This is a genomic window from Pseudodesulfovibrio aespoeensis Aspo-2 (assembly GCF_000176915.2).
In the GTDB taxonomy this organism is placed as follows: Bacteria; Desulfobacterota; Desulfovibrionia; order Desulfovibrionales; family Desulfovibrionaceae; genus Pseudodesulfovibrio; species Pseudodesulfovibrio aespoeensis.
In genome coordinates, this window is sequence record NC_014844.1 from 776866 (window position 1) to 799894 (window position 23029).

19 protein-coding genes are annotated in these 23029 nt (G+C 60.5%); 11 read left to right on the forward strand and 8 right to left on the reverse strand.

Features of this window, described 5'->3' with window-relative positions:
* Window position 1 precedes the first annotated feature (1 nt).
* The 6 genes from DAES_RS16875 to DAES_RS03510 all read right to left on the reverse strand — a co-directional run bounded on the left by DAES_RS16875 (window position 2) and on the right by DAES_RS03510 (window position 5892).
* Window positions 2–748, reverse strand: a complete 747-nt coding sequence (locus DAES_RS16875; protein WP_013513649.1) for a class I SAM-dependent methyltransferase — start codon at window positions 746–748, stop codon at window positions 2–4.
* The gene (locus DAES_RS03490; RefSeq protein WP_013513650.1) at window positions 741–1703 is read right to left on the reverse strand and encodes a glycosyltransferase family 2 protein; all 963 of its coding nucleotides are present in this window, start codon (window positions 1701–1703) and stop codon (window positions 741–743) included. Before DAES_RS03490 ends, DAES_RS16875 begins: the two co-directional genes overlap by 8 nt.
* The gene (locus tag DAES_RS03495) at window positions 1703–3157 is read right to left on the reverse strand and encodes a B12-binding domain-containing radical SAM protein (RefSeq protein WP_013513651.1); all 1455 of its coding nucleotides are present in this window, start codon (window positions 3155–3157) and stop codon (window positions 1703–1705) included. Before DAES_RS03495 ends, DAES_RS03490 begins: the two co-directional genes overlap by 1 nt.
* A 79-nt stretch (window positions 3158–3236) precedes the next feature.
* Window positions 3237–3761: a winged helix-turn-helix domain-containing protein gene (locus DAES_RS03500; RefSeq protein WP_013513652.1), complete on the reverse strand. Its 525-nt coding sequence runs from the start codon at window positions 3759–3761 to the stop codon at window positions 3237–3239.
* 260 nt (window positions 3762–4021) lie between these two features.
* Window positions 4022–4978: a proline dehydrogenase family protein gene (locus DAES_RS03505; RefSeq protein WP_013513653.1), complete on the reverse strand. Its 957-nt coding sequence runs from the start codon at window positions 4976–4978 to the stop codon at window positions 4022–4024.
* 74 nt (window positions 4979–5052) lie between these two features.
* Window positions 5053–5892 carry an AraC family transcriptional regulator gene (locus DAES_RS03510; protein WP_013513654.1) on the reverse strand — a complete coding sequence of 280 codons (840 nt, stop codon included), beginning with the start codon at window positions 5890–5892 and terminating at the stop codon, window positions 5053–5055.
* Window positions 5893–6131: 239 nt separating this feature from the next.
* Here DAES_RS03510 and DAES_RS16880 point away from each other — a divergent pair, with 239 nt between their 5' ends.
* The 11 genes from DAES_RS16880 (at window position 6132) to DAES_RS03565 (ending at window position 20577) form a co-directional block, all read left to right on the forward strand.
* Entirely contained in the window at window positions 6132–7775 is a 1644-nt protein-coding gene (locus DAES_RS16880; protein ID WP_049776375.1) for an ATP-binding cassette domain-containing protein, read from the forward strand.
* A gap of 160 nt (window positions 7776–7935) precedes the next feature.
* On the forward strand, window positions 7936–8619 hold the full coding sequence (locus DAES_RS03520; RefSeq protein WP_041271334.1) for an FkbM family methyltransferase: 684 nt from the start codon (window positions 7936–7938) through the stop codon (window positions 8617–8619).
* A gap of 8 nt (window positions 8620–8627) precedes the next feature.
* Entirely contained in the window at window positions 8628–10631 is a 2004-nt protein-coding gene (locus DAES_RS03525; RefSeq protein ID WP_013513657.1) for a B12-binding domain-containing radical SAM protein, read from the forward strand.
* Window positions 10632–10682: 51 nt separating this feature from the next.
* Complete coding sequence (locus DAES_RS03530; RefSeq protein WP_013513658.1) at window positions 10683–11660, forward strand: radical SAM/SPASM domain-containing protein; 978 nt, start codon at window positions 10683–10685, stop codon at window positions 11658–11660.
* A 74-nt stretch (window positions 11661–11734) separates the two neighbouring features.
* Window positions 11735–12847 carry a glycosyltransferase family 4 protein gene (locus DAES_RS03535; protein ID WP_013513659.1) on the forward strand — a complete coding sequence of 371 codons (1113 nt, stop codon included), beginning with the start codon at window positions 11735–11737 and terminating at the stop codon, window positions 12845–12847.
* 31 nt (window positions 12848–12878) lie between these two features.
* The gene (locus DAES_RS03540; protein WP_013513660.1) at window positions 12879–13625 is read left to right on the forward strand and encodes a class I SAM-dependent methyltransferase; all 747 of its coding nucleotides are present in this window, start codon (window positions 12879–12881) and stop codon (window positions 13623–13625) included.
* Window positions 13626–13631: 6 nt separating this feature from the next.
* Window positions 13632–14738, forward strand: coding sequence for a glycosyltransferase family 4 protein (locus tag DAES_RS03545; RefSeq protein ID WP_013513661.1), 1107 nt, complete (start codon window positions 13632–13634; stop codon window positions 14736–14738).
* A 42-nt stretch (window positions 14739–14780) separates the two neighbouring features.
* On the forward strand, window positions 14781–15611 hold the full coding sequence (locus DAES_RS03550) for a class I SAM-dependent methyltransferase (protein ID WP_013513662.1): 831 nt from the start codon (window positions 14781–14783) through the stop codon (window positions 15609–15611).
* Between the two features lies 1 nt (window position 15612).
* Complete coding sequence (gene asnB / locus DAES_RS03555; protein ID WP_013513663.1) at window positions 15613–17505, forward strand: asparagine synthase (glutamine-hydrolyzing); 1893 nt, start codon at window positions 15613–15615, stop codon at window positions 17503–17505.
* A gap of 73 nt (window positions 17506–17578) precedes the next feature.
* Window positions 17579–19459 (forward strand): asparagine synthase (glutamine-hydrolyzing), encoded by a 1881-nt coding sequence (gene asnB / locus DAES_RS03560; RefSeq protein ID WP_013513664.1) that lies wholly within the window; start codon window positions 17579–17581, stop codon window positions 19457–19459.
* The gene (locus tag DAES_RS03565; RefSeq protein ID WP_013513665.1) at window positions 19456–20577 is read left to right on the forward strand and encodes a glycosyltransferase; all 1122 of its coding nucleotides are present in this window, start codon (window positions 19456–19458) and stop codon (window positions 20575–20577) included. The genes asnB (DAES_RS03560) and DAES_RS03565 overlap by 4 nt, the downstream gene beginning before the upstream one ends.
* Before the next feature lie 460 nt (window positions 20578–21037).
* Here the strand turns inward: DAES_RS03565 and DAES_RS03570 are convergent, their stop codons facing one another.
* Entirely contained in the window at window positions 21038–21985 is a 948-nt protein-coding gene (locus tag DAES_RS03570; protein WP_013513667.1) for a lysylphosphatidylglycerol synthase transmembrane domain-containing protein, read from the reverse strand.
* A gap of 441 nt (window positions 21986–22426) precedes the next feature.
* Window positions 22427–22912 carry a CinA family protein gene (locus DAES_RS03575; RefSeq protein ID WP_013513668.1) on the reverse strand — a complete coding sequence of 162 codons (486 nt, stop codon included), beginning with the start codon at window positions 22910–22912 and terminating at the stop codon, window positions 22427–22429.
* Between the last annotated feature and the right edge of the window lie 117 nt (window positions 22913–23029).

A 23029-nucleotide genomic window follows, 5' to 3' on the forward strand; every position in this document is an offset into this window, starting at 1 on the left:
TTCAGGACGTCTTCCTGATGTCGATCATCATGTACATACCCGCCTCGGGCGGGAGCACGAGCGCGTGTGCCTTCTCCCATGCGGACCCCATGAGATAAATAAGCCTCGCCGGTACCTGCATCCAGCCCTCCGGCCAGCCGAGAAAAAAGCCCAACGCACGGAGCACGAAGCTTCCTTCCACATATTGCAGCTTGGTTGGCCCCAGCCTGCGGGCCATGGCCTGGAGTTGTTCCGGCGTGGAGTTGCGCATGCCCCGCTCGACCGGGTTGACCAGCATGAACAGTCGACTGAGCAGCCGCCGTCCGTGGGACTCGAGAATCACGATCCTCCCGCCTGGTTTGAGCACTCTCCATGCCTCATCCAGCACAGTCTCCCTGGCGAAATCCACATGGTGCAGCAGGTCGCGAAGGTAAACTACGTCAAAGGTCGCGTCGCAAAACGGGAGGGCGGTGGCATCTGCGCACACCGGGGTCACCTTCGGGACCCCAGGGCTCATGAAAATGACTTTTTCTTCAGAAAAATCCACTCCCGTCAAAGAACATCCAGAGGCATGGCGTGCGAGGTAAGCCAAGTTGCTTCCTTCCCCACAGCCGACCTCAAGCAATTTTCCGCCCTGAGGCAGGAAGTGGGCAACCTTGGAAGCCAAGGCATGTTCTTTGATCTGCAAAAAAGGGTTGCGGAGTCGATTGTGGTAGCGTTTGGCATCCGCGCCGGAATGGTAGTCGAGCTGGGCGCTCCTTTCACACATCTGAGACGTCCTCGGCCTCGCTGTAGTGTTTGATCAGTGTTTTCCGCCATGCAGTGTCATTTAGGTAGCTTGTCATGGCTTCAAGGTGCAGCCCGAAGAATGGACACAGGGTTCCAACCAGCACAAACCAGCATCCCAGTCCGAGCAGAATCGCAGACGATGCCCCTGCCGAATCGAAACCATAGGCAACGGCAAGCCAGAGCCCCAGGAGGAGAATGCCGATCACGCTAGAAGAGAAGCCCATCTCCGTGAATACGTGAAACGGCCGGGTTTGCGTGCTGCGGATGGCCGAAAAGGCGAACACATCGAGCAGCCCCCGGTGCCTGACCAGCCGATACTTGGATACGCCATATCTGCGCGGCGCGTGGTCTATGGGCACTTCTCCGAACCGCGCGCCGGTAGTCACCGCCAGCAGGGGCATGAGCCTGTGCATGTCTCCGCGCAGGTCAAATCGGGAAGCCACGTCATGCGTGAATGCCTTGAAACCACAGTTTATGTCTTTGAAGTGGGAGCCGGCCAGCTTGTAGACGAGCCAGTTGAAGAGCTTGGAGGCGATCCATCTGAGCTTGCCGTCCTCGCGCGACTGCCTGCAGCCTCCCACCATGTCATAGCCATCGACGAGCTTGGCGAGAAATTTCGGGATATCCTCGGGCTGGTCCTGCAGGTCGGCATCCATGGTCACCAAAATCCGTCCGCGCGCCACGTCGAACGCCTGCATCAGGGCCAAGGATTTCCCGTGGTTCCGGTAGTGGCGCAAGATCGCTATCTGTGGGTTCTCCCGTCTGAGCTCCATGAGCCTCTCGGCGGTTCCATCGGTGCTCCCGTCGTCCACGAGTATGAATTCGTAAGTTACGTTGAGTTCGTCCATCACTTTCTTCGTCCGAAGAAAAAGCTCCTGGACGCTTTCGGCTTCGTTGAATGCCGGGACTACTATGCTGATGTGGGTTGTGTTCACTATTTCTTGCCACTCAGTGAGAAGTGGAAAATGTTCGTTCCGGCCACGATCAGAGTCATGAGTTCGTCATAGCTTTCGATGCCGCGCAGCCGTTTCCAGATGTAGCCGGGGCGCAGATAGAAGCTCCGGTAGCACCTAGTCAGCCACTTTGACAAAGTGTCACCGGAAATACCACAAACGGACTCGGAATAAAAGCCCGACACATGAAGATTGCTCATGTTGGAGGCCGAGCCGTCCTTGATCTCGGAGTGTTTTGCGGCCACTTCCTCAAACAGTTCCGTGCCTGCGTAGGGGGTGAGAATGCCGAAGCTCGCCGTGGTCGGATCAAGCTCTTTGACGAACTCGATGGTGTGAGCGAGCGTAGCCTCGCTCTCTCCTGGCCCCCCCACCACGAGGTGGGCGTGGGTATCAAGCCCCACCTCCTTCGCATATCTGAACGCCTGGCGGGCTTGTTCCGCCGTAGTGCCCTTTTTGTATCGCCTGAGGATTTCGTCGCTGCCGGTCTCCACGCCGAACTTGATCATGTGGCATCCAGCCTTCTTCATGGCGGCGAGAGCCTCACTGTCCACGAGGTCGACCCGTCCGTTGGCAATCCAGCTCAAATCGAGACTGTCCTTGACCATCCTGGCGCAGATTTCGATATTTCTCTTTTTGTATGCGGTGAAGGTCTCGTCGCGAAAGAAGACCTCGCGGTAGCCGAGACTTTTGATCTCGTGCAGCTCCTTCAGCACGTTGTCCGTCGATCGGCAGCGGATTCTTTTGCCGTAAAACTCGGGCGCCGTGCAGAAGATGCACTTGCCGGGACACCCCCGCGACGTCTGGATGGTGGTGTACGGCATCCGCTTGACGACAGGGTTGAAATAGTCCACCCGGGCGGGCAGCAGCCGTCGGTCGGGAATGGGGAGCTCGTCCATGTCGATGAACGGCCGCGGCGGCGTGAGTTGCACCGAGCCGCTTTTGTCGCGGTATCCTATGCCTGCCACCTCCCCGAGGTCTCCACTAGAGTCGATGGTTTGCAGTAGCTCCCGTATGGTGTCCTCCGGTTCGCGAATGACTATGAAGTCCACGGCGGGAGAGGACAGGCAGTACTGGGGCATGAATGTCGGGTGGGAGCCGAAGAGAATTGTGCGAAGCTGCGGAGCTCTTCTCTTGAGGTCGGTTAACAGGGCGATGTCGGCCTGGAACGACTGCGTGGAAGAGAGTATGACGACGGCACCGAACCCTCCGAGCTCAGTGCGCAGCAAGTTTTCGTAGCGCCCCATTTCGAATTGGGCGTCGATAAATACGCTTTCGATGCCGTGCTCTCTGGCGTGCGTGGCCACGTATAGGTCGTTGAGGGGGGGCATCTGCATGCCGCCCACCCTGCGGCCGTTGCACCAGCAGCCATAGACGAAGTCTCTGACCGCGTTTCGGGTGCCGCTTCCGAGCGGGGGTTTCAGAAAGAGGGTTTTCATGGAGCTCCTGCGGCTTCATGCCCGCACGGGGCAGGGTGTTGATCGGGCGGCGACCTGTCGGGTGTGGGCGCCTGGGGGGCTATACCACTTGCCAGTGGGGTCTTCCAAGGAAAACTTCCCGGCTGTCGTTGAACTCCTCTGGGGTCACGTCGAACACGCGCACCTTGCGTTCCAGCTTGCCCTCGACAATGCGGCGCAGTTCGTCAAGTCGCCCTCGGTCTATGTCGCCAACGATCAGGACGTCGATCAGTCCGGAGTCTATGCCGCGTGCATAGTCGTCAAGGATGAAGACGGCATCGACTTTGCCCAAGCTGTTCATGACCTCGTCCACCAGTCGGTCGATGCCGATGGATTTGCGGACCATTGAACTGATCTCGGGAAAGCACGGGTGGTTTTTGTTTGCCCGAAAATAGATAGAGCGCCCACCTTGCTCCCGCTCCAGGTATCCGGCCTCGTAAAGATGATCCAATTCGCCTTTGAGGGCGTTGGGGGAGAGGTTGAATTCCGACGCGAGCTGCCTCAGGTAGCAAGCCACATCAGGGTTAAGGAATAGTTTGAGCAAGACTTTGATGCGTGTCTTAGATGTGAAGAGCTCCTGAAGCATGAGGAGTTCGTACACATTTGCTGAACATTTGTCAAATTCAGTACGAACCTCTGCACACAGCGAATGGGCAGTAGATTTTACGCCTCATCACTCCCCCTCGTCCGGGATGAGCGGGACTTTCTCCCGCGAAAAAACACCCACAACGGGAGCCTCCCCTATTGCTCAGGGGGCAGGGATGTGGTCTGTATTGCACACATGCCCGGCGTTCCCCGCCGGGTCTTCCTCGGAAAGGCCCTGATCACCGCCACAGGGCCTTTCTTCTATTTTCCGGCCAGCCCGTCGAGCATGGAGCGCAGGACGAACCAGGCGTTGGCCGGGCGTTCGCCCACCCGGCGGACGGCATAGGGGAACCAGCTCTCCCCAAAGGGCAGATAGAGGCGCAGGGCGCGCCCTTCGACCGCGAGTCGGCGCTGATATGTCGGCCTTACTCCCAGCAGCATTTCCACCTCCCACTGGTCCGGCCGCCAGCCGTGCCGGGCCGCCAGAGCCGCTCCGTACCCCACCATCCTGTGATCGTGGGTGCCCAGCACCGGATACACGCCGCGCTTGAGTGCAACGGGCGAAAACAGCTGGTCCAGGCAGGCCCGGTAGGTCGCGTCGCGGGCGGTCCGTCCGGTGGCGGCCACCTCCGGGCCCTCGGCAAAGGCGCCTTTGACCAGCCGGACCATGCCCCCGCACTCCACCAGCCGGTCAAGGTCTTCCCGGCTCCTGTGCAGGGACGACTGGATAGTCACGGCCACGGGCAATCCCCTGGCCCGCAGCTCGTGGTAGAGGTCAAGGGTGCGGTCAGTCACAGAGGAGTCCTCCATGTCGAGCATGACCACGGCCCGGCCCGATCCGCGCAGCCCGGCCACTCTCTGCGCCAGGGCGGTCACGTTCTCGCGGCACAAGTCCCACGAGAGCATGGCCCCCACCTGGGTCGGGTCCACCGACAGGTGGATGTCGAGGCTCGCGTCCGCCAGCATGGGAGCCACGCCCTCGAGTTCGGCCTCGTTGCGCCGGATCAGCTCCGGGTCGCGCACATATTCGCCGAGATAGAAGAGCGAGGCGGCCATGCCTTCCGCCCGCAATTGCCGAGCGCGCTCCAGCACCGCAGCCGCGTCGCCGCCGCCCACGAACATGCGCGAGAACCGCCGCATGCACCTCGCATCCTGCATCCGCGCCGTGAGCCGGTCGTTCCGCGCCAGCCCGATCATCATCTTTTGCCACAGTCTCATGATTCCTCCCTGGTTGAGGGAGGGGTGTAGCCCGTTGCGGGTCAGGAGTATGGAAGGAAATTGCGCGGCCCTGGTCAGACGTGCGTCCCGGCCTGATACTGGCGCGGCGTGGCTCCGGTGAACTGCCTGAAGACCCTGGTGAAGTGGCTCTGGTCCGCGAAGCCGACCTCCGCCGCCACCTGGCTGATGGGCTCGCCCTGGGCCAGCAGCACCTTGGCGCGGACCACGCGCAGCTGGTTCTGGTAGGCGTGGGGCGGCAGCCCGGCCTCGCGGCTGAAGACGCGCAGCAGATGATAGCGGCTGATGCCGACCAAGGCGGAGAGATCGTCGAGGCTGACCCGTTCGTCGAGCCGGGCGGCCAGATGATGGCGCACGGTTTTCACCGCATCGGGCACCCGGCCGCACTGGCGCGGGCTGCCGAGGCGGCCGTGGCGCGTCAGCAGTTCGGCCAACCCCTGCATGAGCAGGGACTGCTTTTCCAGGGCATCGGCCCCGGTGGCCACCGCCGCGTGCAGCCTGCGCCAGAGTCGGTAGAGGTCTGCATCGTCGATGACGGGCGTGCCGAACCGGGGGCTCCCCCCGGAGCGCGCCCGGCCGAACACTTCGGCCGCGACGCCGTCAAGCAGACCGGGCGCCACGTAAAACATGCGATAGGCCATGACCGAGTTCGGGTCGGGATTGCAGGCGTGCACCGCGCCCGGCGGGATGACCACAATTTTCCCCCTGGCCGCTACGTGCCGGGCCTCTTCCAGAACAAACGTGGTCCGCCCGTCCTCGATCAGCCCTACGGACCAGGCATCGTGAACATGGCGGCAGAACGCCTCCGCGTTGTAGCGGGAGGTACGGATCTCGACCCCTGGCAAATCCGGGTCGCGCCAGAAGCGCACGTGCGTGTTGGCCGGGTTTCTGCCCATTGGACTTGATAGCCTCTAGGCAGAGGGTGTCAAGCCGAAACACCTGACCAGAGAGCCATCCAGGCAGGCTGTTGACAACTTGTTCAATTTTCTTGTACGAGATGGCGGTGTCAGGCTGTTGCTCCTGACAAAACCATATGCTGGGCGTTAGCTCGCTGGCAGGGTGGATAGCTATGCCATTATTAAAGGATAGGTCTTGGTTCTATTTTTTTCGTGAGTTCCCCGGAGAAACGGTGGCCATGGGCACCCTCTTTGTGCTGTCCGGCTTGGCCGAATCGGTGGGGGCCATCAGTCTTATCCCTCTCCTTGGCGCGCTCTTTGGCGAAACGGCAACGTCTAATCCTTTGCTGGAGCAGATACGGGGGCTTTTCGGGCTGGTCGGGATCGAGCCGACACTGGAGGCCTTGCTCCTCGTGTTGTGCGCGGCAATGGTCTGCAAGGGCGGGCTCGTCTTTTTTGCATTCAGGCAGGCGGGCTACATCGAGGCTGAGGTCATGACGCGACTGAGACTGCAACTGCTTGACGGATTGCTGGGCGCCCGTTGGCCTTACTTCGCCTCGCAGTCTGCAGGCAGCCTTACCCATGCTCTTTCGCTGGAGACCAATCAGGCGGGCGTGGCCCTGCGCTCTCTGGGGCAGGCCATGTCGCATCTGGTGCAGGTGATCGCCTACCTGGGCACCGGCCTGCTGGTCTCGTGGCAGTTGCTCGTCGTGGGAGTGTTCGGCGGAGCCCTGTTCTCGCTGGTTTTTCGGGGTCTGGTTTCCTCTGTTCGCAGGGCGGGCGCCCGGCAGGCGGAGGCAGCCAACCGGATGACGGCGATGTTTACCGATTCGCTGGTCGGGGCCAAGCCGCTTAAGGTTATGGGCGCGGAGAAGGGATTCATTCGATACGTCAAGGTGCAGGTGGATCACTTCAAGACGGCCACCAGGCAGTATGTGGTGGGGAGCAGCTCCCTGGTTTCGGTGCAGGAGCCCTCTCTTGTTCTGCTTCTGGCTCTGGGGTTGTATGTCGCCGCCACGCGCCTGTCCCTTCCCTCTTCCACCCTGCTGGTGATGGCCTTTTTCTTTTTCAGGATACTGAGCCGTTTTTCGAGTTTCCAGCAGGCTGTGCAGATGTACGCCGCCTGCGAGGGCGGGTTGCTTTCGCTATTGGGCAAGCTTTCTTCCATCACCGATCATGCCGAGGGAGAGAATGGCTCAAATGACGTTGTCCTCTCGCGCGCCGTGACACTGCGCAAGGTCTGCGTGAGCTACGGCGACAGGCAGGTGCTGCGGAACCTTGACCTGGAGGTGCGTTTTGGATCGCTGACGTCGCTGTGCGGTCCCTCGGGCGTTGGCAAGACCACGGTAGCCGATGTCGTGACGGGACTGATCATGCCAGATTCCGGAGAGGTGCTGGTCGATGGCGTTCCTCTCCGGGAGATTGAAATGCGATGCTGGCGACAGCAGATCGGATACGTGCCACAGGAGTTGTTTCTTTTCAACGATTCGGTCAAGAACAACGTGCTGCTTGGCCGCGACTATCCGGACGAAGAGGTCTGGGAGGCGTTGGAGCGGGCTGGGGCGGCCGGCTTCGTGCGAAGCTGTGCAGGGGGGCTGGATTTCGTGGTCGGAGAGCACGGGCGTATGCTTTCGGGTGGGCAGCGGCAAAGACTGATGATCGCTCGCGCCTTGATTTCCAAGCCCCGTTTGCTCATCCTTGACGAGGCGACCACGGGGCTGGACGCCGAAACCGAGGCGGGAATCCTGGAAAGCCTTTCAGCGATCAAGGGAGAGATGATGATACTTGCCATATCCCATCAACCGGCAATCAAGGCGGTCTCCGACGCGATACACGACTTCGGCGTGCCGGGAGAAGGTGAAAGGGTGACGCATGAGAGCTAGGCTACTGGCTGGATTCAACATAGCGCGTCATTACATTCGGAACTATCCCGTGCTTGTGTCGCCCAGCAGGTCACTCGGACTGTTCAGGGACGGCTCGCCATGGGATTACGAGGCTGAGCTGCGTTTCGGCTCGAGAAGGTTCTTTGCCAGAAAGGAAGACATGAACGCCGTCCACGAGGTGCTCCTCGACGACGCTTACGGCTTCGTCGCCGGGTTTCTGAAGAGCCTTCCGCGGCGGCCGGTGGTTCTGGACCTCGGGGCCAACATCGGCTGCTTCGCCCTGCGGATATTCTCAGCCCACCCCGATGCGCGCGTTGTCTCCGTGGAGGCCGCGTCGGACACCTACGCAGTGCTGCAGAAGAATATCGCACGAAACGTCGATCTCGACTGGCAGGCGCTCCATGCCGGCGTGTGGGAGTCCGATGGCGTGCTGCACCTTGATCGTGGCGAGCGCCCTGTCCTGAACCAGGTGTCGAGCGACGGGGACGGCGATCCTGTTCCGGCTTTGACTGTCGCATCCCTGAAACGAAAAATGACTCTGGACTCCATCGATCTGATCAAGATGGATATCGAGGGTGCCGAAAACGCGGTGATACCGGCGTGCATCGATGACCTTGAGGCCAAGTATCTGGTGGTCGAAATGCACAGAAGCCTTGGCGATTGCACCGTGGCGTGCGCCATGCTGCAGAACCGTTATCCATACGCGCTCACCCACGACGCGTCTGGCTCGGAGAATCCGGTATATCTGATTTCCAGGCATGAGGTGGCAGCCCCCGGTATGTCGCTGGTGAACATGGTCAGCCACCTGACGGCGTTCGGTCCGCAATCCCGTCAGGCGAGCTAGGGGGCGAGATGGGCGCAAGCAAACTGCTGATAGTCAATCCCAGTTGCCCCGGGTGGCCGGAGTGGCCCGTGGGCATGGCCTATGTGCTCGCATGTCTTGAGCAGCGCGGCATCCCCTTTGATCTCATCGATCTCGCCCGGGTCGAAAATTGGGAAAAATCGCTGGCCGCCGCGCTGGACTCCGACCGATACCTGGCTGTCGCCAGCGGCGGACTCATCGGCGACTACCGTTTCTTCCGGCGGCTGCGTGAACTGGCCGGGAAGAAATCGCCGGATACGCCTTTTGTGCTCGGCGGCAACATCACCAAGGACGGCAACGACCGGCTGCTCTTCGACATCATCGGGGTCGACTACGCCATCCTGGGCGAGGCGGAGACATCCCTACCCGCCTTCGTGGAGGGGTTGCGCGCGGGCCGCGAGGATTTCCACGGCTACGACGGCGTCATCTTCCGCGAAAAGGCGACCGGCCAGGTGGTGAGGAACAAATTCAAGCGGCTGGATCTGAAGCGGCACAAGGTGCGGCCAGCATGGCACCACTTTGATTGTGACTATTTCATAACAATGTCGAGCTTCCCCTTCATGGGCGGCGGGCTCAGGTCCATGCCCGTGCTTTCGGGGCGAGGCTGCGTGGGAAAGTGCGGGTTCTGCTCGCCGTCAATCGGCGGTTTCAGAAAAAGGGAAATTGCCGATCTCATAGACGAGATACGATTTTTGATCCGGGAGTACGATTTTGACAAGCTCTGCTTCCTCAACGAGATGTTCTATCCGACGGCCCGCGAGGTGAGGGAATTCTGCGCCGCCTACGCAGCTCTTGAGACCAGAAAGCCATGGTTCGTCCAGGTCCGCATCGACGCGGGGCTTGATGCCGAAACGCTGGTCATGATGAAGGAAGCAGGCTGCATAGCGGTATCCGCAGGCATAGAAAGCGGCTCAGACGACGTGCTGGCGGCGATGAACAAGAAGACGACGGCAGAACAGATTCGGACGTTCTTCAGAAACTGCAAGGCGGCCGGCATGCCCTCCAATGGGACGTTCATCATCGGCTACGATGGGGAGACCGCCGAAGATCTGCGCAAGACCATCGACCTGCTCATTGAGGAGGACATCAGCTCTGGCGACGCCCTGCTCGTGGCATACCAGGGAACCAAGGTGTACCGGAAGGCGCTGGGTGCCGGGCTTATCGAGGACGAGGACAAGCACCTGGACGATTTTTGCTGCGACATATTCGCTCCGGACGCATACAGCCGATTCTGCAACATGACGGCCATGAGCACCGACGAGTTCTTTGACCTAGCTCCGAAGGAAGTGCGTCGCTACAATACCTATGTTTTCGACAAGTACAAGGTCCGCGACCTCTCGCTGACCATTGATGGGAACTGGCGGTGGACCTCTGTGCTTCTTGAGGGAAAGTGCCGCGAGTGCGGTGCGCCCGTGCGGGAAAGGTTCCTGGCCTACGGAGCCGAGTTCCTGGGCCTTCTCGGAATAGGAATGAGTCGCAACACCTTTTGCGGCCATTGTTTCAAACCCTTGGCCTTCGACATCTTCGAAGCCGGGGAGATGCCGGAGGGCAGGGCGCATGTCCGCGAAGTGTCCAAGGCGCTTGCCCGCTACAGGCGCATTCTCGTCTGTGCGCCCACGAATGACGTAAACTTCTTGTTGAGAATAAATTTCCTGTCACTGGATTATGAATTGATCCACGGTATCTATCTCTACCGCGACGAACCGGTCGGGCGATATCTTAAATACCCTGTGCTCAAAGAGGGCGAGATAGTGGGGAGCGGGGCGGACTGCCTACTCTGCTTCGACGTGGACGCAGGGGCTTCTGTCAGGCGACTGTACGCGAGGCTGGGCCGGGAGTGCCCGCCGGTCGTTCATGCCCATCCGGAGGCGTTCCGGCGGAGCGTGGCGGCCAAGGTTCCTCACGCCTATCGAATCAATCAGGTGTTCAAGCGGCTTTTCGGGGTGTCCGTCAGGACGGTCCTCGACAGGGCGCGCGCCCTGGTTGGCCGTTGATCCGTGCGTGGGAGCGACCCGAGACGCATTAAACAACAGGGAGGCCGGACTGTGCCGCTGAAAAGAAAAATTGACGCAGCCGCGGTTGCTGCAAGGATGACGCTGGCAGTAGCCACAAACACTGGCAACGTGCCTGCAGATTACAAGAGTATGGTCCTGATCGAGCCGACCTCGGTGTGCAATCTCGCATGCCCCCTGTGCCCCACCGGAACGAAGACTCTGGAGCGGGAGAACAAATTCATCGACATGGACGTGTTCGATCGAATCCTGGAGGTGACCGCCCCCGTGGCGGAGGGCTATATCATCAACCTCTTCGGCGAACCGACCTTCCATCCCCGCTTCTCGGATATTCTGGCCAAAACAAGCCGTCTGCCCACATGGCTTTCGACCAACCTCAGCTACGGCGAAGAAGCCGTGCGCGAGATGGCGCACTGGCCGCATCTGCGGGTCATTTGCTCGGTAGATACACTGGACCCCGAAAAATACAGCGAATACAGGGTCGGTGGAAACTATGACACGGTGATGCGAAATCTGGAAATTCTTTCCAAGGGACAGTGTCAGGTATATCCACAGTTCCTCGTGTCCGGCGATGCAGAAGACGAAGCCGCGTATGTCGCATTTGCCAAGCGTTTCGACATTCCCGTGGCTAATGTCCTTCTCAAGGCCAAGTTCCAGAGCTTCCGGCTCGACGAGACGGACAAGCCCGTTTCCGGAGTCTGTCATTCCTGCTACACCGGGATTTACTTCAATTGCGATGGGTATCTTGTGCCCTGCTGCAACAATGTGCGGCGAGAGCTATACATTCACCACATAAGCGAGATCAATTCCATCGACGACATCTACCGGGGTGAGCGGGTCCGGAACATCCGCAGGGAGCTGGTCAGAAACAAGAACCGCTTCAAGAGTTGCGGTCGTTGTCCCGGGCTTGGCTTCTGGGACACCAAGTTTGTGGAGTACCTGCAATGTGCGAGATCGCTTCTCCCCGGAGGGGGGGCGAAGCGGGAGTCGCCTCAGAATATAGCTTTTTGACGAGTCGCGATCACGGTTCCTGGTTGTCATGAAGGAACGGATTGACGGTACATTGACCGGCGCGGCGGAGGACTATGCGAATTACCTTGGTTCTTGAAAACATACGTGGAGGCGGTGCGCCGTTTTCGGCGGTCAACTGGGCCAACGCCTGGCAGCGCAGGGGACACCAGGTGTCCATCGTTGTCGTTCATCCCAACGAAGGGCAGGGTGCCGACTTCGCTCTGGGTGAGGGCGTGACGCTGACGCGCATCGACGTGCAGGATCGTGCTGTCTCAAGCCGATTTGGGGCGCTGCGCCGTCTGTGGAACTGCCTCTCCCTTCTTCGAGGTACTATCAGGGCTACGAAACCTGAGGTGGTCCTCTCTTTTGCCGCTCCCATCAACGTGAGGATGCTCATGGCCTGCATTGGCCTGCCTTTTCACCGCATCGTAATGGAACAGACCCACCCGGGCATGGAGTCGCATGGTAAGTTCTGGGAAAAATGGAGGAAGCGTCTGTATCCGCGGGCATCGGCCCTGGTCAACCTCACGCGGGATGCGCACGACTGGTGTCAGGAGCGGTTTCCCGTGGCTCGCACGGCCGTTATTCCCAACCCCGTCCTGCCGCCTGCCACCACCGGGCAGCCGAAGCGCCGGGGCCGTCTGGTAGTGGCTGCGGGCCGACTGGTGGAGCAAAAACGTTTTGATCTGCTGATAGCCGCCTTTGCCATGGTGGCGGAGGAGTCTCCCGACTGGAACCTGGTCATCTACGGCGAGGGGGCCGATCGGGAGTGGCTGGAGTCGCTGGTGGCCGGACACGGGCTGGCCGGGCGCATATCCCTGCCGGGCTGGGCGGGTGACCTTTCCGCAAAGATGGCGGAGGGAGAGTTCTTTGTCCTTTCGTCGGGGTACGAAGGGTTCGGCAACGTCATCTGCGAGGCCATGGCCGTCGGGAGGCCTGTTGTGTCTTTCAACTGCCCCAGCGGGCCGGGGGACATAATCCGACACGAGGTGGACGGGCTGCTAGTCCCCCCGCTCGACACTGAGGGCTTGGCCGCAGGCATGGCGCGCCTCATGCGCGACGAGGCCCTGTGCGCCAGGTTGGGTGCACGCGCTCCCGAAGTGCTTGAGCGGTTCTCGCTGGAGAGAACCCTCGAGATGTGGGATGCGCTTTTCGAACGGGTCATGGGCGAGGGGCGCTCCCGATGACTCTGCACAGCGTAAGAGCCGGAGGGAAACGGTGAAAGAGCATCTGAAGAAGGTAGTGTGTAAGGCCTATACCGCTTATGTTTGGTGCTACGATCTGCTGTGCGGGCGACACCCTCGGCTGTACCCCTGGCATTTCCAATGGCACGCCATACGGTTCCTCAACAGGGACATGGACGATGTGCTCCCGACCCTCAGGGGAAGGGTGCTCGATCTGGGGTGCGGTCTCCAGCCCTATCGTGGCCTGCTCGACAAGTCGGTTCAGTACGTGGGAGTGGATATCGCCGCCGCTCCAGGGGTGGACGTGGTCATCGAGGAGGGGGCGGGGCTGCCCTTTCCCGACACATCCTTTGACGGCGTGCTGAGCACGCAGGTCTTTGAGCACGTGGCCGACCTCGAGCAGTGCGTGGCCGAGATCCGTCGTGTTCTCAAGCCAGGCGGAACGCTCGTGCTCTCCGTTCCATTCATATATCAGCTCCACGGCAAGCCGCACGACTATCGCAGATTGACGGAGTACGGAGTGGTCCAGATGCTTCGGGGGTTCTCCGTCGATACGGTGCGCCGGGAGGGGGCTGTGGGCAGTACCTTGGCGGTCCTCTTCCTCGGGTGGGTCAACGCACAGCTTAGTGTGAACACGTATGTGTGGGCCATAAAGGCTCTGCTGCTGCCAGTGTGGATAGTGGCGTCTCTGCTGGTAAACATGCTGGGGCTGCTTCTTGACTTCGTGGATTCCACCGGTTCCTTCTACGGCAACTTATTTGCCCTCGCGCGAAAAGAATAGCCGGGCATGAAGATAGTTCTTCTCAGCACATTGTTTTCCGCCGGAGGCGCAGCCCGTGTCATGACTACGATGGCCAATTATTGGGTTGCGGCCGGGCACGAGGTGCACTTGTTCAGCTTTGAGGACCGCGGGGAGGTGCCGTTTTATCCTCTGCACCCCAGGGTGTGTGTCACCAACTTGTCACTCAACCGGTGCTCGCCGAATCTGCTTGCCTCCATGGTCAACAATTGGCAGCGTCTTGCCACGATCCGGAGCAACGTGAAGGCGGTGGAGCCAGATGCAGTCGTCAGCTTCATCGATACGGCCAACATCCGCACGGTGGTCGCGCTCCTGGGCACGGGCATCCCCGTGATCGTATCGGAGCGGGTTCACCCCGGGCACGAGCAGATCGGCTGGCTCTGGGGGACGCTGCGGCGACTGGTCTACCCCCTGGCAGAATCTTTGGTGGTCCAGACGAAAGACATTGGGGAATTCTTCAGCGGCTACCGGCTGCGCGATCTGCGGGTCATCCCCAACGCCGTGGTCGCCCCGGCACCAGATGCGGGGGGGGAGACGCTGGACGGTTTGACGCTTCTCGCCGTGGGTCGGCTTGACAGGCAGAAGGGATATGATCTGTTGGTGCGCGCATTTTCCAGGGTGGCGGCGAAGCATCCGGGCTGGACCCTCCGCGTGGCCGGGGATGGCCCCCTGCGTGACGAACTGGCGCAACTGACCGGAGCCCTCTCGCTGGACGACAGGGTAGTGTGGATGGGGCAGGTGGCCGATGTGGCGGGACTCTACGCCCAGTCGAACGCCTACGTCATGTCGTCGTCCTACGAGGGGTTTCCCAACGCTCTTTGCGAGGCCATGGCGGCGGGGCTTGCCTGTGTATCCACGGACTGTCCGTCGGGGCCGGCGGACATCATACGGGACGGGGAGAACGGCCTGCTTGTTCCCTGCGACGACGAACACGCCCTGGCCGCCGCCCTGGACCGGCTGATGGCCGACCCCGACCTCAGGCGCACCCTGGGAGCAAGGGCCGCAGGCGTGGTCGACAGGTTCAGCCAGGACAGAATAATGGGAATGTGGGAAGAGTGCATTCTTGAGGCGATCGGAAGACGGGTCAGGTCGTGACGACCTGGCGGCATCAGCAAACGCAGACGGGAGTGGTTTGACGTGAATCGTGATATGCCCATGTCGGAACGGTTCGCCTTTGGCGAGAACTGGAGGCGGTTTCTGGGGGATTTGTCTGATGAGCGCATCGACGAGGCCCAGTGGTCTCTTGTCGATATGCTGGGGGACGGTCGGCAATTCGAGGGCAGGCACTTTTTCGACATAGGATGCGGGAGCGGCCTGTTCTCTCTGGCGGCCAGAAACCTCGGGGCAGAGGTCGTGTCGATCGATTTTGACCCGGAGTCGGTGGAGTGCGCCAGGTATCTCAAGGAGAAGTACCATCCGGGGGACGAGAAGTGGCGGATCATGCGGGGCTCTGTGCTGGATCGCGAGTTCATGGCGCAATGCGGACAGGCGGACATCGTCTATTCGTGGGGCGTGCTGCACCACACCGGGAGCATGTGGGAGGCCATGGCCAACGCCCTTGACGCCGTGGCGGACCGCGGGCTGGTCCACCTGGCCATATACAATGATCAGGGCGGGTATTCTGATCGCTGGAAAACCATCAAGCGCTGGTATGTGGGGATGCCTAAGTGGGCGCGCCCGCTCCTGTGCACGGCCGTCCTCGTCGTGCGCGAGGCCAAGCCCACCCTGGGGCAGCTGCTCCGCCTCAGGAATCCCTGGAATTACTGGATGTCGAAGAAGCAGGAGCGGGGCATGTCGTTCTGGACCAACGTGGCCGACTGGGTGGGTGGGTACCCTTTTGAGGTAGCCAAGCCCGAGGAGGTCTTCGATTTTTGCCGTGCAAGGGGCTTCGTGCTTTTGCGGCTGAGGACCAATCGCGGCGAGGCCGGGTGCAACGAGTTCGTGCTGAGAAAGGGCGGAGTCGTATAGCATGTGCGGCATCGCGGGTGTTTTTTCCTCAAGCCCTGTCCGTCCCGAAGTCCTTGGGGCGATGACGGACTCGCTGGCGCACCGCGGGCCTGATGATTCCGACATCTGGATCGATGCCGCGGCGGGGATCGGCGTCGGACACAGGCGGCTTTCCATCCTCGACCTCTCTCCCTTGGGCCGCCAGCCCATGCACTCCGCCTGCGGGCGCTATGTCATTGCGTACAATGGCGAGGTATACAACTTCCCTGCTCTCCGTAACGAGCTGGAGGCCCTGGGGCATCGTTTCAAGGGGGGCTCGGACACAGAGGTCATGCTGGCTGCCTTTGCCCAATGGGGGGTGGAGGGCGCCGTGTCCAGGTTCGTGGGCATGTTTGCCTTCGCGGTATGGGACAGGGCTGAACGAAGACTTTTTCTCGTACGTGATCGCTTGGGCATCAAGCCATTATACTATGGCTGGGCCGGGGACGCATTCCTTTTCGCGTCTGAGCTGAAGGCTTTCCGGCAATATCCCGGATTTGACCCGTCCCTGGATCGCGATGCACTGTCCTTGTATTTCCGCCATAACTATGTTCCTGCGCCATGGACCATATACCAGCGGGCCAGAAAGCTGGAGCCGGGGTGCATCCTGGCGCTGGATGCCCCTGCGGGCGAGCCCCGCCTCACTGTCTACTGGTCCGCGCTGGACGCCTGGAACCACGGCGCGGCCAACCCGTTTGCAGGCACCGAGGAGGACGCCGCCGATCGTCTGGAGGCTCTGCTTGCGGACGCGGTGAGGATGCGGCTGATCTCTGACGTCCCCTTGGGTGCGTTACTGTCGGGCGGGATAGATTCGTCGCTCGTGGTCGCACTCATGCAGCGGGCGTCCGACACGCCGGTCAAGACCTTCTCCATAGGTTTTCATGAGGCAGGCTACGACGAGTCCAGGCATGCCAAGGAGGTGGCCAGGTATCTCGGCACCGATCATTCCGAGCTCTACGTGACCCCGCAGGATATGCTGGATGTTGTCCCCTCGATCCCCGGATACTGGGACGAGCCGTTCGCCGACCCCTCGCAGGTGCCGACCTACTGCGTTTGCGCATTGACCCGGAACCATGTCACCGTGGCCCTGTCCGGCGACGGCGGGGACGAACTGTTCGCGGGCTACCAGCGCTATTTTTGGATGGAGCGCTGGGCCAGGTTAGCTCGCGTTCCGCTGTGCGTTCGAGAGTTTTTTGCGCCCATCGTCCGCAACGCCCCGCCGGGCATGTTCCGTGCCCTCGGCGCACTCGGGCAAAAGCTGCGCTGGCGCGTGGACATGCTGGGTATCAGGGAGTTCGCCGAGTTTTATTTGTACTTCATGAGCCATAATCGAAGGCCGACTCTGTTTGTTCCCGGGTCAAGGGAACCGGAAAGCCCCATGACGCGGCACTATGCCCTGAGCAGCCAGGACCGGATAAGGCAAATGACGTTCTGGGACACCAAGGCGTATCTGCCCGACGACATCCTGACCAAGACCGACAGGGCCAGCATGGCTGTGGGGCTCGAGTTGCGCGTGCCCATTCTTGATCATCGCGTGCTGGAATTCGCCGCCACCCTGCCCACGCACATGAAGATGGCCAATGGCGAGGGCAAGCAGGTGTTGCGGCGGATTCTCTATCGCCACGTCCCGCGCGACATCGTTGATCGGCCCAAGATGGGGTTTGGAATCCCTCTGCGGGAGTGGCTCGGGGCAGAGCTTTCAGGCTGGTGCAGGGACACCCTTTCGCTCTCCCGGATAAGATCCCAGGGTTACCTGGACGCCAGGGAGGTGGGGCGGATGCTCAAGGCATTCTATTCTGGCGACGCGGCCCAGTGCCAGCCCCTTTGGAATACGCTCATGTTCCAGGCTTGGCTCGACCTGTGGGGTGAACAGTGAGAACGCCTTACGTTGCGAAAAGAATCTGCCCGTCAGTACTCCGGCTGGGCAGACTTGACGGGAAAGTGTCGTCGTGTGCGGAATAACCGGATTTCTTGCCAATTCCGGCTGGCCGTTCGAATGCATTGATTCGATGGCGGGTGCCATTGCCCATCGGGGGCCGGATGATTCCGGCTCGTGGGCCGACCCTGGGGCCGGGATAGCCCTTGGGCACCGAAGGCTGTCAATCCTCGACCTCTCCGCGCTTGGCCGCCAGCCCATGGTCTCGAACTGCGGTCGATTCGTCATCGCCTACAACGGCGAGGTCTACAACTTCAGAACGATTCGGACCGAGCTGCGAGCCCTTGGCCATGAGTTCAAGGGCGACTCGGATACCGAGGTCATTGTCGCTGGCATGGCCCAGTGGGGGGTGCAGGAGGCGGTCAAGCGGTTCGTGGGCATGTTCGCCTTCGCGCTCTGGGACAGGGGGGAGAGGGCGCTGTATCTCGTTCGTGACCGCCTCGGCATAAAGCCTCTGTACTACGGACGAGTCGCCAACGCCTTTGTCTTCGGTTCGGAGCTCAAGGCGCTCCGGGCCTTCCCCGGATTCTGCAACGACATAGACCGGGGCGCGCTCTCTTTGTATTTCCGGCATAATTATATACCGGCTCCACATTCAATATATCAGGGAGTGCGCAAGCTGGAGCCCGGGAGCATCCTGCGGGTTCAGCCGGGCGGCGAGCCCTCGGTCATCAGGTACTGGTCTGCCGACGAGGTGTGGGATCGAGGTCTTCAGGCGCCCTTTGCCGGGAGCATGGACGAAGGTGCAGAGCGTCTGCACGATCTGCTTGCGGATGCGGTCGGGCTGCGCATGATCTCCGATGTGCCCATAGGAGCATTCCTTTCGGGCGGTATCGACTCCTCCCTGGTGGTTGCCTTGATGCAGGCCCAGAGCAGCAGGCCGGTCAAGACGTTTTCCATTGGCTTCCGTGAGCAGGAGTTTGACGAAGCCCATTATGCGAAGGCGGTTGCCGCCCACCTGGGGACCGACCACACCGAGCTCTACGTGACCGCCGAAGACATGCTCTCCGTCATCCCGCTGCTGCCGAAGATATGGGACGAGCCCTTTGCAGACTCTTCACAAATACCCACCTATTGCGTGTCCAGGCTGGCTGGCGGGCACGTGACCGTCAGCCTCTCGGGAGACGGAGGAGATGAGCTGTTCGCGGGCTACGACAGGTATTTCTGGAGCCGCAGGGTGCGCCGCCTTCTGGCTGTTCCGTTGCCCTTGCGCAAGCTGATTGTCGCCGGTCTGCCCCGATCCGTGCTCGCCTCGCTCGGCTCCCTGGGACGCAAGGCGGCCTGGCGCCTCGATGGGTTGGGATGCGCCAGTTTCGCAGAACTCTATCGCTTCCTCGTGTCGCATCAAAAGAAACCGGCGGAATTCGTGCTGGGTGGCTTCGAGCCCGAGGCCGAGCTCTCGCGCAACGCTGACGCGCGCGGCGACATCTTTCATCGCATGACCCTCTGGGACACGGTGAGCTATCTTCCGGACGACATCCTGACCAAGGTGGACCGTGCCAGCATGGCCGTGGGTCTTGAGGCGCGCGTGCCGATTCTCGATCACCGCGTGGTGGAGTTCGCCGCCTCGCTTCCTCTTTCGATGAAGGTGGAGAAGGGCCAGGGGAAGCGGATTCTGCGCAAGGTGTTGTCGCGCCATGTGCCCGACGCCCTGGTGGACCGCCCCAAGAAAGGCTTCGGAGTTCCCATGGAGCGCTGGCTGGGACGGGAGCTGCGGGATTGGAGTGAGTCCCTGCTGGATCAGAACCGCCTCGTACGGCAGGGCTACCTTGACCACCAGGCCGTGAGGCGCATGTGGGAACGATTTCTTGCAGGCGACACGTACTATTGCCACTTTCTCTGGGACATCCTTATGTTTCAGGCGTGGCTGGCCGAATGGGAGGAAAATCGGTGAGAATACTCCTCCTGGCCCCATCCCTGGAAGCTGGCGGCGCAGAGCGTCAACTGGTGGTTCTGGCCAACGGGCTTGCCGCTCGCGGGCATCGGGTTTGTGTTGCGCTGTTTCGCATGACGGGTCCGCTGCTTTCGGATATTTCACGGCAAGTGGTCGTGCACGACCTGCGCAAGGGAGGTCGGGCAGACGTGATAGGCCTGTTGTTGCGGCTGCGCCGCCTGCTTCGTTCAGAGTCGCCAGATGTGCTGTATACTTTTCTAGGCGTACCCAATCTTGCCGGGGTGGTCATGAAGCTTCTCGTCCCCGGCACCTGCTGCCTTGTATCGGTTCGCGCCTCGAATATGGATATGGCCCGGTACGGTACACTGGCCAGACTATGCGGCATGGCCGAGACCCGGCTGGTCCGTTTTGCCGATCGGATTGTGTCCAACTCGCATGCGGGAGCTGAAAGTGCCGTGGCGCGCGGAATGCCGCGTCGGACAATGACCGTTGTCCCAAACGGGATTGATGTGGACCTATTCCATCCCGATCGGGCTGCCGGGGCTGCCTTGCGGCGTCAATGGGGGGCCGGTGAGGGGACCTTGTTGGTTGGCTTGATTGGACGTATCGATCCGATGAAGGATCACGAAACGTTTGTGCGGGCGGCACGGATTGTAGCAGATCAGGACGCCAGGGTGCGTTTTGTCTGTGTTGGGGACAACCGGAATTCGCTTGGGGCGCGTGTGCGCGAGCTGTCCGACGGGCTTGGCTTGGGGGGACGGCTGGTCTGGGTCGGGCGGCGGGATGATATGGTTTCTGTCTACAACAGCCTTGATGTCTGTTGTCTGTCCTCGGCCTTTGGCGAGGGGTTCCCCAACGTGCTGGGCGAGGCCATGGCCTGCTCCGTTCCCTGCGTGACCACAGATGTGGGCGATGCCGCCTTGATCGTCGGTGATACCGGGATAGTCGTGCCGCTAGGGAATCCGAAGGCCCTGGCTGCGGGAATCCTGTCCATGGGAGGCAGGATCAGGCGGGGCGAGGTCGCCGGTGTCCGGGAGCGGATCAAGGAAGGTTTTTCGGTTGAGGCCATGGTCGATGCCACGGAGCGCCTCATGGGGGAATTGGCATGCCGCGTCTAGCCCGTCTTGGGCCTTGGGTGTCCATCAATACCCCGATCTGGGACGGCATGACCACTTCCTCTTGGAAGGGCCAAGTGTTAGGTTATAACCATCTCACTTCAGCCAAAGAAAAGAGGTTCTGCCAGGATGCTCGTGCCGAATTTGAGCAGGAGGGCGTGTAACAGTGAAGGACGCATGGGCTGCTATGGGGGCGATGCCGAAGAATCGGCGCAGCGCGAAGGCAAACGCGGCAAGGCCCGCAGTGGCAACTGTCACCTGGAAGGCAACAACGGCCTTCAAAAACCCCGACCCCCATATGCCCTCGGACCAGTCAAGCAGGAGCGGATAGAGTGGGGCTCTCAAAAGTGACTTTCCAATGTATGAGCCATGTCTGGATGGATGACCGGTTGGGATGTCAGCAGAACGAACAGTACCGCCAGATTCACGGCCCCCAGCACTATGTGTGCGGAGTGTTTTTTACTCATGACGCTAGTCTGTCTTTCTTGGAAGACCCGGCACGCAAAAAGGAACTAGGCATCAAGAACAGGCCGATCAGTGTGGGAATCAGAAGCTGCATGATGTGCAAGACGATGGCGATGGCCAGAGCTTGTTCTTTGCTTGCGCCAGTTCCGATCAGGGCTCCAGCCACGAGTGACTCGTAGACGCCAATTCCGGCTGGAGCCGAGGGGATGGCCACACCCAATATGCTTGCCACAACGACGGTCAAGATCTGACCGCTGTCGAGGTCAAGGCCAGTGCCTGCTGCGATGAGATAATATATGAATCCCATGAAGAGAAGCCAGATGGCGATAGTGCATGCGGCCAGCTTGAAGTAGTCGCTGAACGTTCTCTTCTGGGACAATGCAGAAAGCATGCGGTTGATGAAGTCTTTCAGTGGAACTGATGGTAAGCGATCTGTCAGGGCCGCGAACCAATGCGGGCGTGTCTTCAGCAAATAAAGGCAGGCCCAGATGAGTCCGACAAGAAACGACAAGGGGAGCAGGGCGGCAGAGATATCAAGCAGGGCAAAGGTGGCTATGCCAATAAGAAGGAGACAGTTCAGATCCGCAAGCCGCTCCCAGAAAACTGCGCTCATTGCTCGCTCAATTGGCATGTTTGCCTCTCTGTTGAGCACGTAAGCCTTGGCCACCTCGCCAAGCCGAACAGGCAGGATTGTGTTGGTTGCTATCCCTACTGCAACGGCCCTGAAAGAGGTCATTAGTCCCGCTTCGTTGTTGGTAATCGAGGCCATCCGATATGAGTTTGGAATAAAACATAATAAAAGAATGCACTGAGCAATAATGATAGAATGAACTGACAGCATGCGAAACGCATCAGCAAGTTCGCTAAAATCAACTTCCCACAACAGATACACTATGCACGCCGTACTCAGTGCATATGGGAGAGCTCTTTTTATGACCGTTGGCATGACACGGGGTTTTGGGTAGGCATATTCCCTTCACAGCGCGGTTATTGACAGTGTCCTAGGATCAGGATGGCTTTGACAGCAGCGAGTTGATGAGTCAACCTGCGTCCGGGGCTGTTAAGAAGAAATAGCAGTACATTCCTGAGCGCGCGGCCACATTCTCATCAACCAAGTCATCAGACAGCAGTATGCCAGTCATCTCAGGCTTCCGTCTACCCCCCGAGGCAAGGTATTTGACGCCCTTGAGTTTTGTTTTACCCTTGGCCTTTGGCGGGCTGGGCTCGCTGCGTCCAATGAGATGATGGCGATCGCCAGGGAATGGCTGTCTGTTGACGACGAGTCATCCCAAATGGCTTTGACCATTGTTGCTGCTGGAATCATCGCCTTGAGAAAAATAGGAATTATTTACGGATTATCTCTAAGGACTCTTGGGCACATCCCCCCTCACCGGCAGACGCTGAGCAGGCCGTTGAGGGCGGCCATGACGGACTGGGCCTTGATGGACTCGCGGGGGCCGGAGAAGGTGTGGAGGCGGGCGCGGGTGCCCGAGGGCCAGGCCCAGGCCATCCAGACGGTGCCGACGGGTTTGTCCGGGGTGCCGCCCGAGGGGCCGGCGATGCCGGAGATGGCCACGGAGATGTCCGCGCCCACGGCCTTGAGCGCGCCTTGGGCCATGGCCAGGACCACGGGCTCGGAGACTGCGCCGTGATCCCTGAGCAGGGCCGGGTCCACGCCCAGCAGCCGCTCCTTGACCGCGTTGGAATAGGCGACCACAGACCCGGCGAACCAGTCTGAGCTGCCGGGCGTGTCGGTCAGGGTGCTGGCCAGCAGGCCGCCAGTGCACGACTCGGCAGTGGCCAGCATGTTGTCGTGAACGCGCAGGCATTCGCCGAGTTCGGACACGGCAAGGGAAACAAGGCGGCTGTCCATGGGCATCCTCCGTGGAGCTCTTTGGGGCGGGTTGTTGGCAGCGTGTACGCTCCGGGTTCTACAAAATACGGGCAATGGTTGCAATCCTTCCCGTCTCGTCCGTATGGTGGCGCAGGA

Excerpts from the sequence above, each read along its gene's own strand:
- DAES_RS16875 (WP_013513649.1), bottom strand. The coding sequence starts at position 748 with ATGTGTGAAAGGAGCGCCCAGCTCGACTACCATTCCGGCGCGGATGCC.
- DAES_RS03495 (WP_013513651.1), bottom strand. The coding sequence starts at position 3,157 with ATGAAAACCCTCTTTCTGAAACCCCCGCTCGGAAGCGGCACCCGAAAC.
- DAES_RS03500 (WP_013513652.1), bottom strand. The coding sequence starts at position 3,761 with ATGCTTCAGGAGCTCTTCACATCTAAGACACGCATCAAAGTCTTGCTC.
- DAES_RS03505 (WP_013513653.1), bottom strand. The coding sequence starts at position 4,978 with ATGAGACTGTGGCAAAAGATGATGATCGGGCTGGCGCGGAACGACCGG.
- DAES_RS03510 (WP_013513654.1), bottom strand. The coding sequence starts at position 5,892 with ATGGGCAGAAACCCGGCCAACACGCACGTGCGCTTCTGGCGCGACCCG.
- DAES_RS16880 (WP_049776375.1), top strand. The coding sequence starts at position 6,132 with ATGGGCACCCTCTTTGTGCTGTCCGGCTTGGCCGAATCGGTGGGGGCC.
- DAES_RS03520 (WP_041271334.1), top strand. The coding sequence starts at position 7,936 with ATGAACGCCGTCCACGAGGTGCTCCTCGACGACGCTTACGGCTTCGTC.
- DAES_RS03525 (WP_013513657.1), top strand. The coding sequence starts at position 8,628 with ATGGGCGCAAGCAAACTGCTGATAGTCAATCCCAGTTGCCCCGGGTGG.
- DAES_RS03535 (WP_013513659.1), top strand. The coding sequence starts at position 11,735 with ATGCGAATTACCTTGGTTCTTGAAAACATACGTGGAGGCGGTGCGCCG.
- DAES_RS03545 (WP_013513661.1), top strand. The coding sequence starts at position 13,632 with ATGAAGATAGTTCTTCTCAGCACATTGTTTTCCGCCGGAGGCGCAGCC.
- asnB (WP_013513663.1), top strand. The coding sequence starts at position 15,613 with ATGTGCGGCATCGCGGGTGTTTTTTCCTCAAGCCCTGTCCGTCCCGAA.
- DAES_RS03570 (WP_013513667.1), bottom strand. The coding sequence starts at position 21,985 with ATGCCAACGGTCATAAAAAGAGCTCTCCCATATGCACTGAGTACGGCG.
- DAES_RS03575 (WP_013513668.1), bottom strand. The coding sequence starts at position 22,912 with ATGGACAGCCGCCTTGTTTCCCTTGCCGTGTCCGAACTCGGCGAATGC.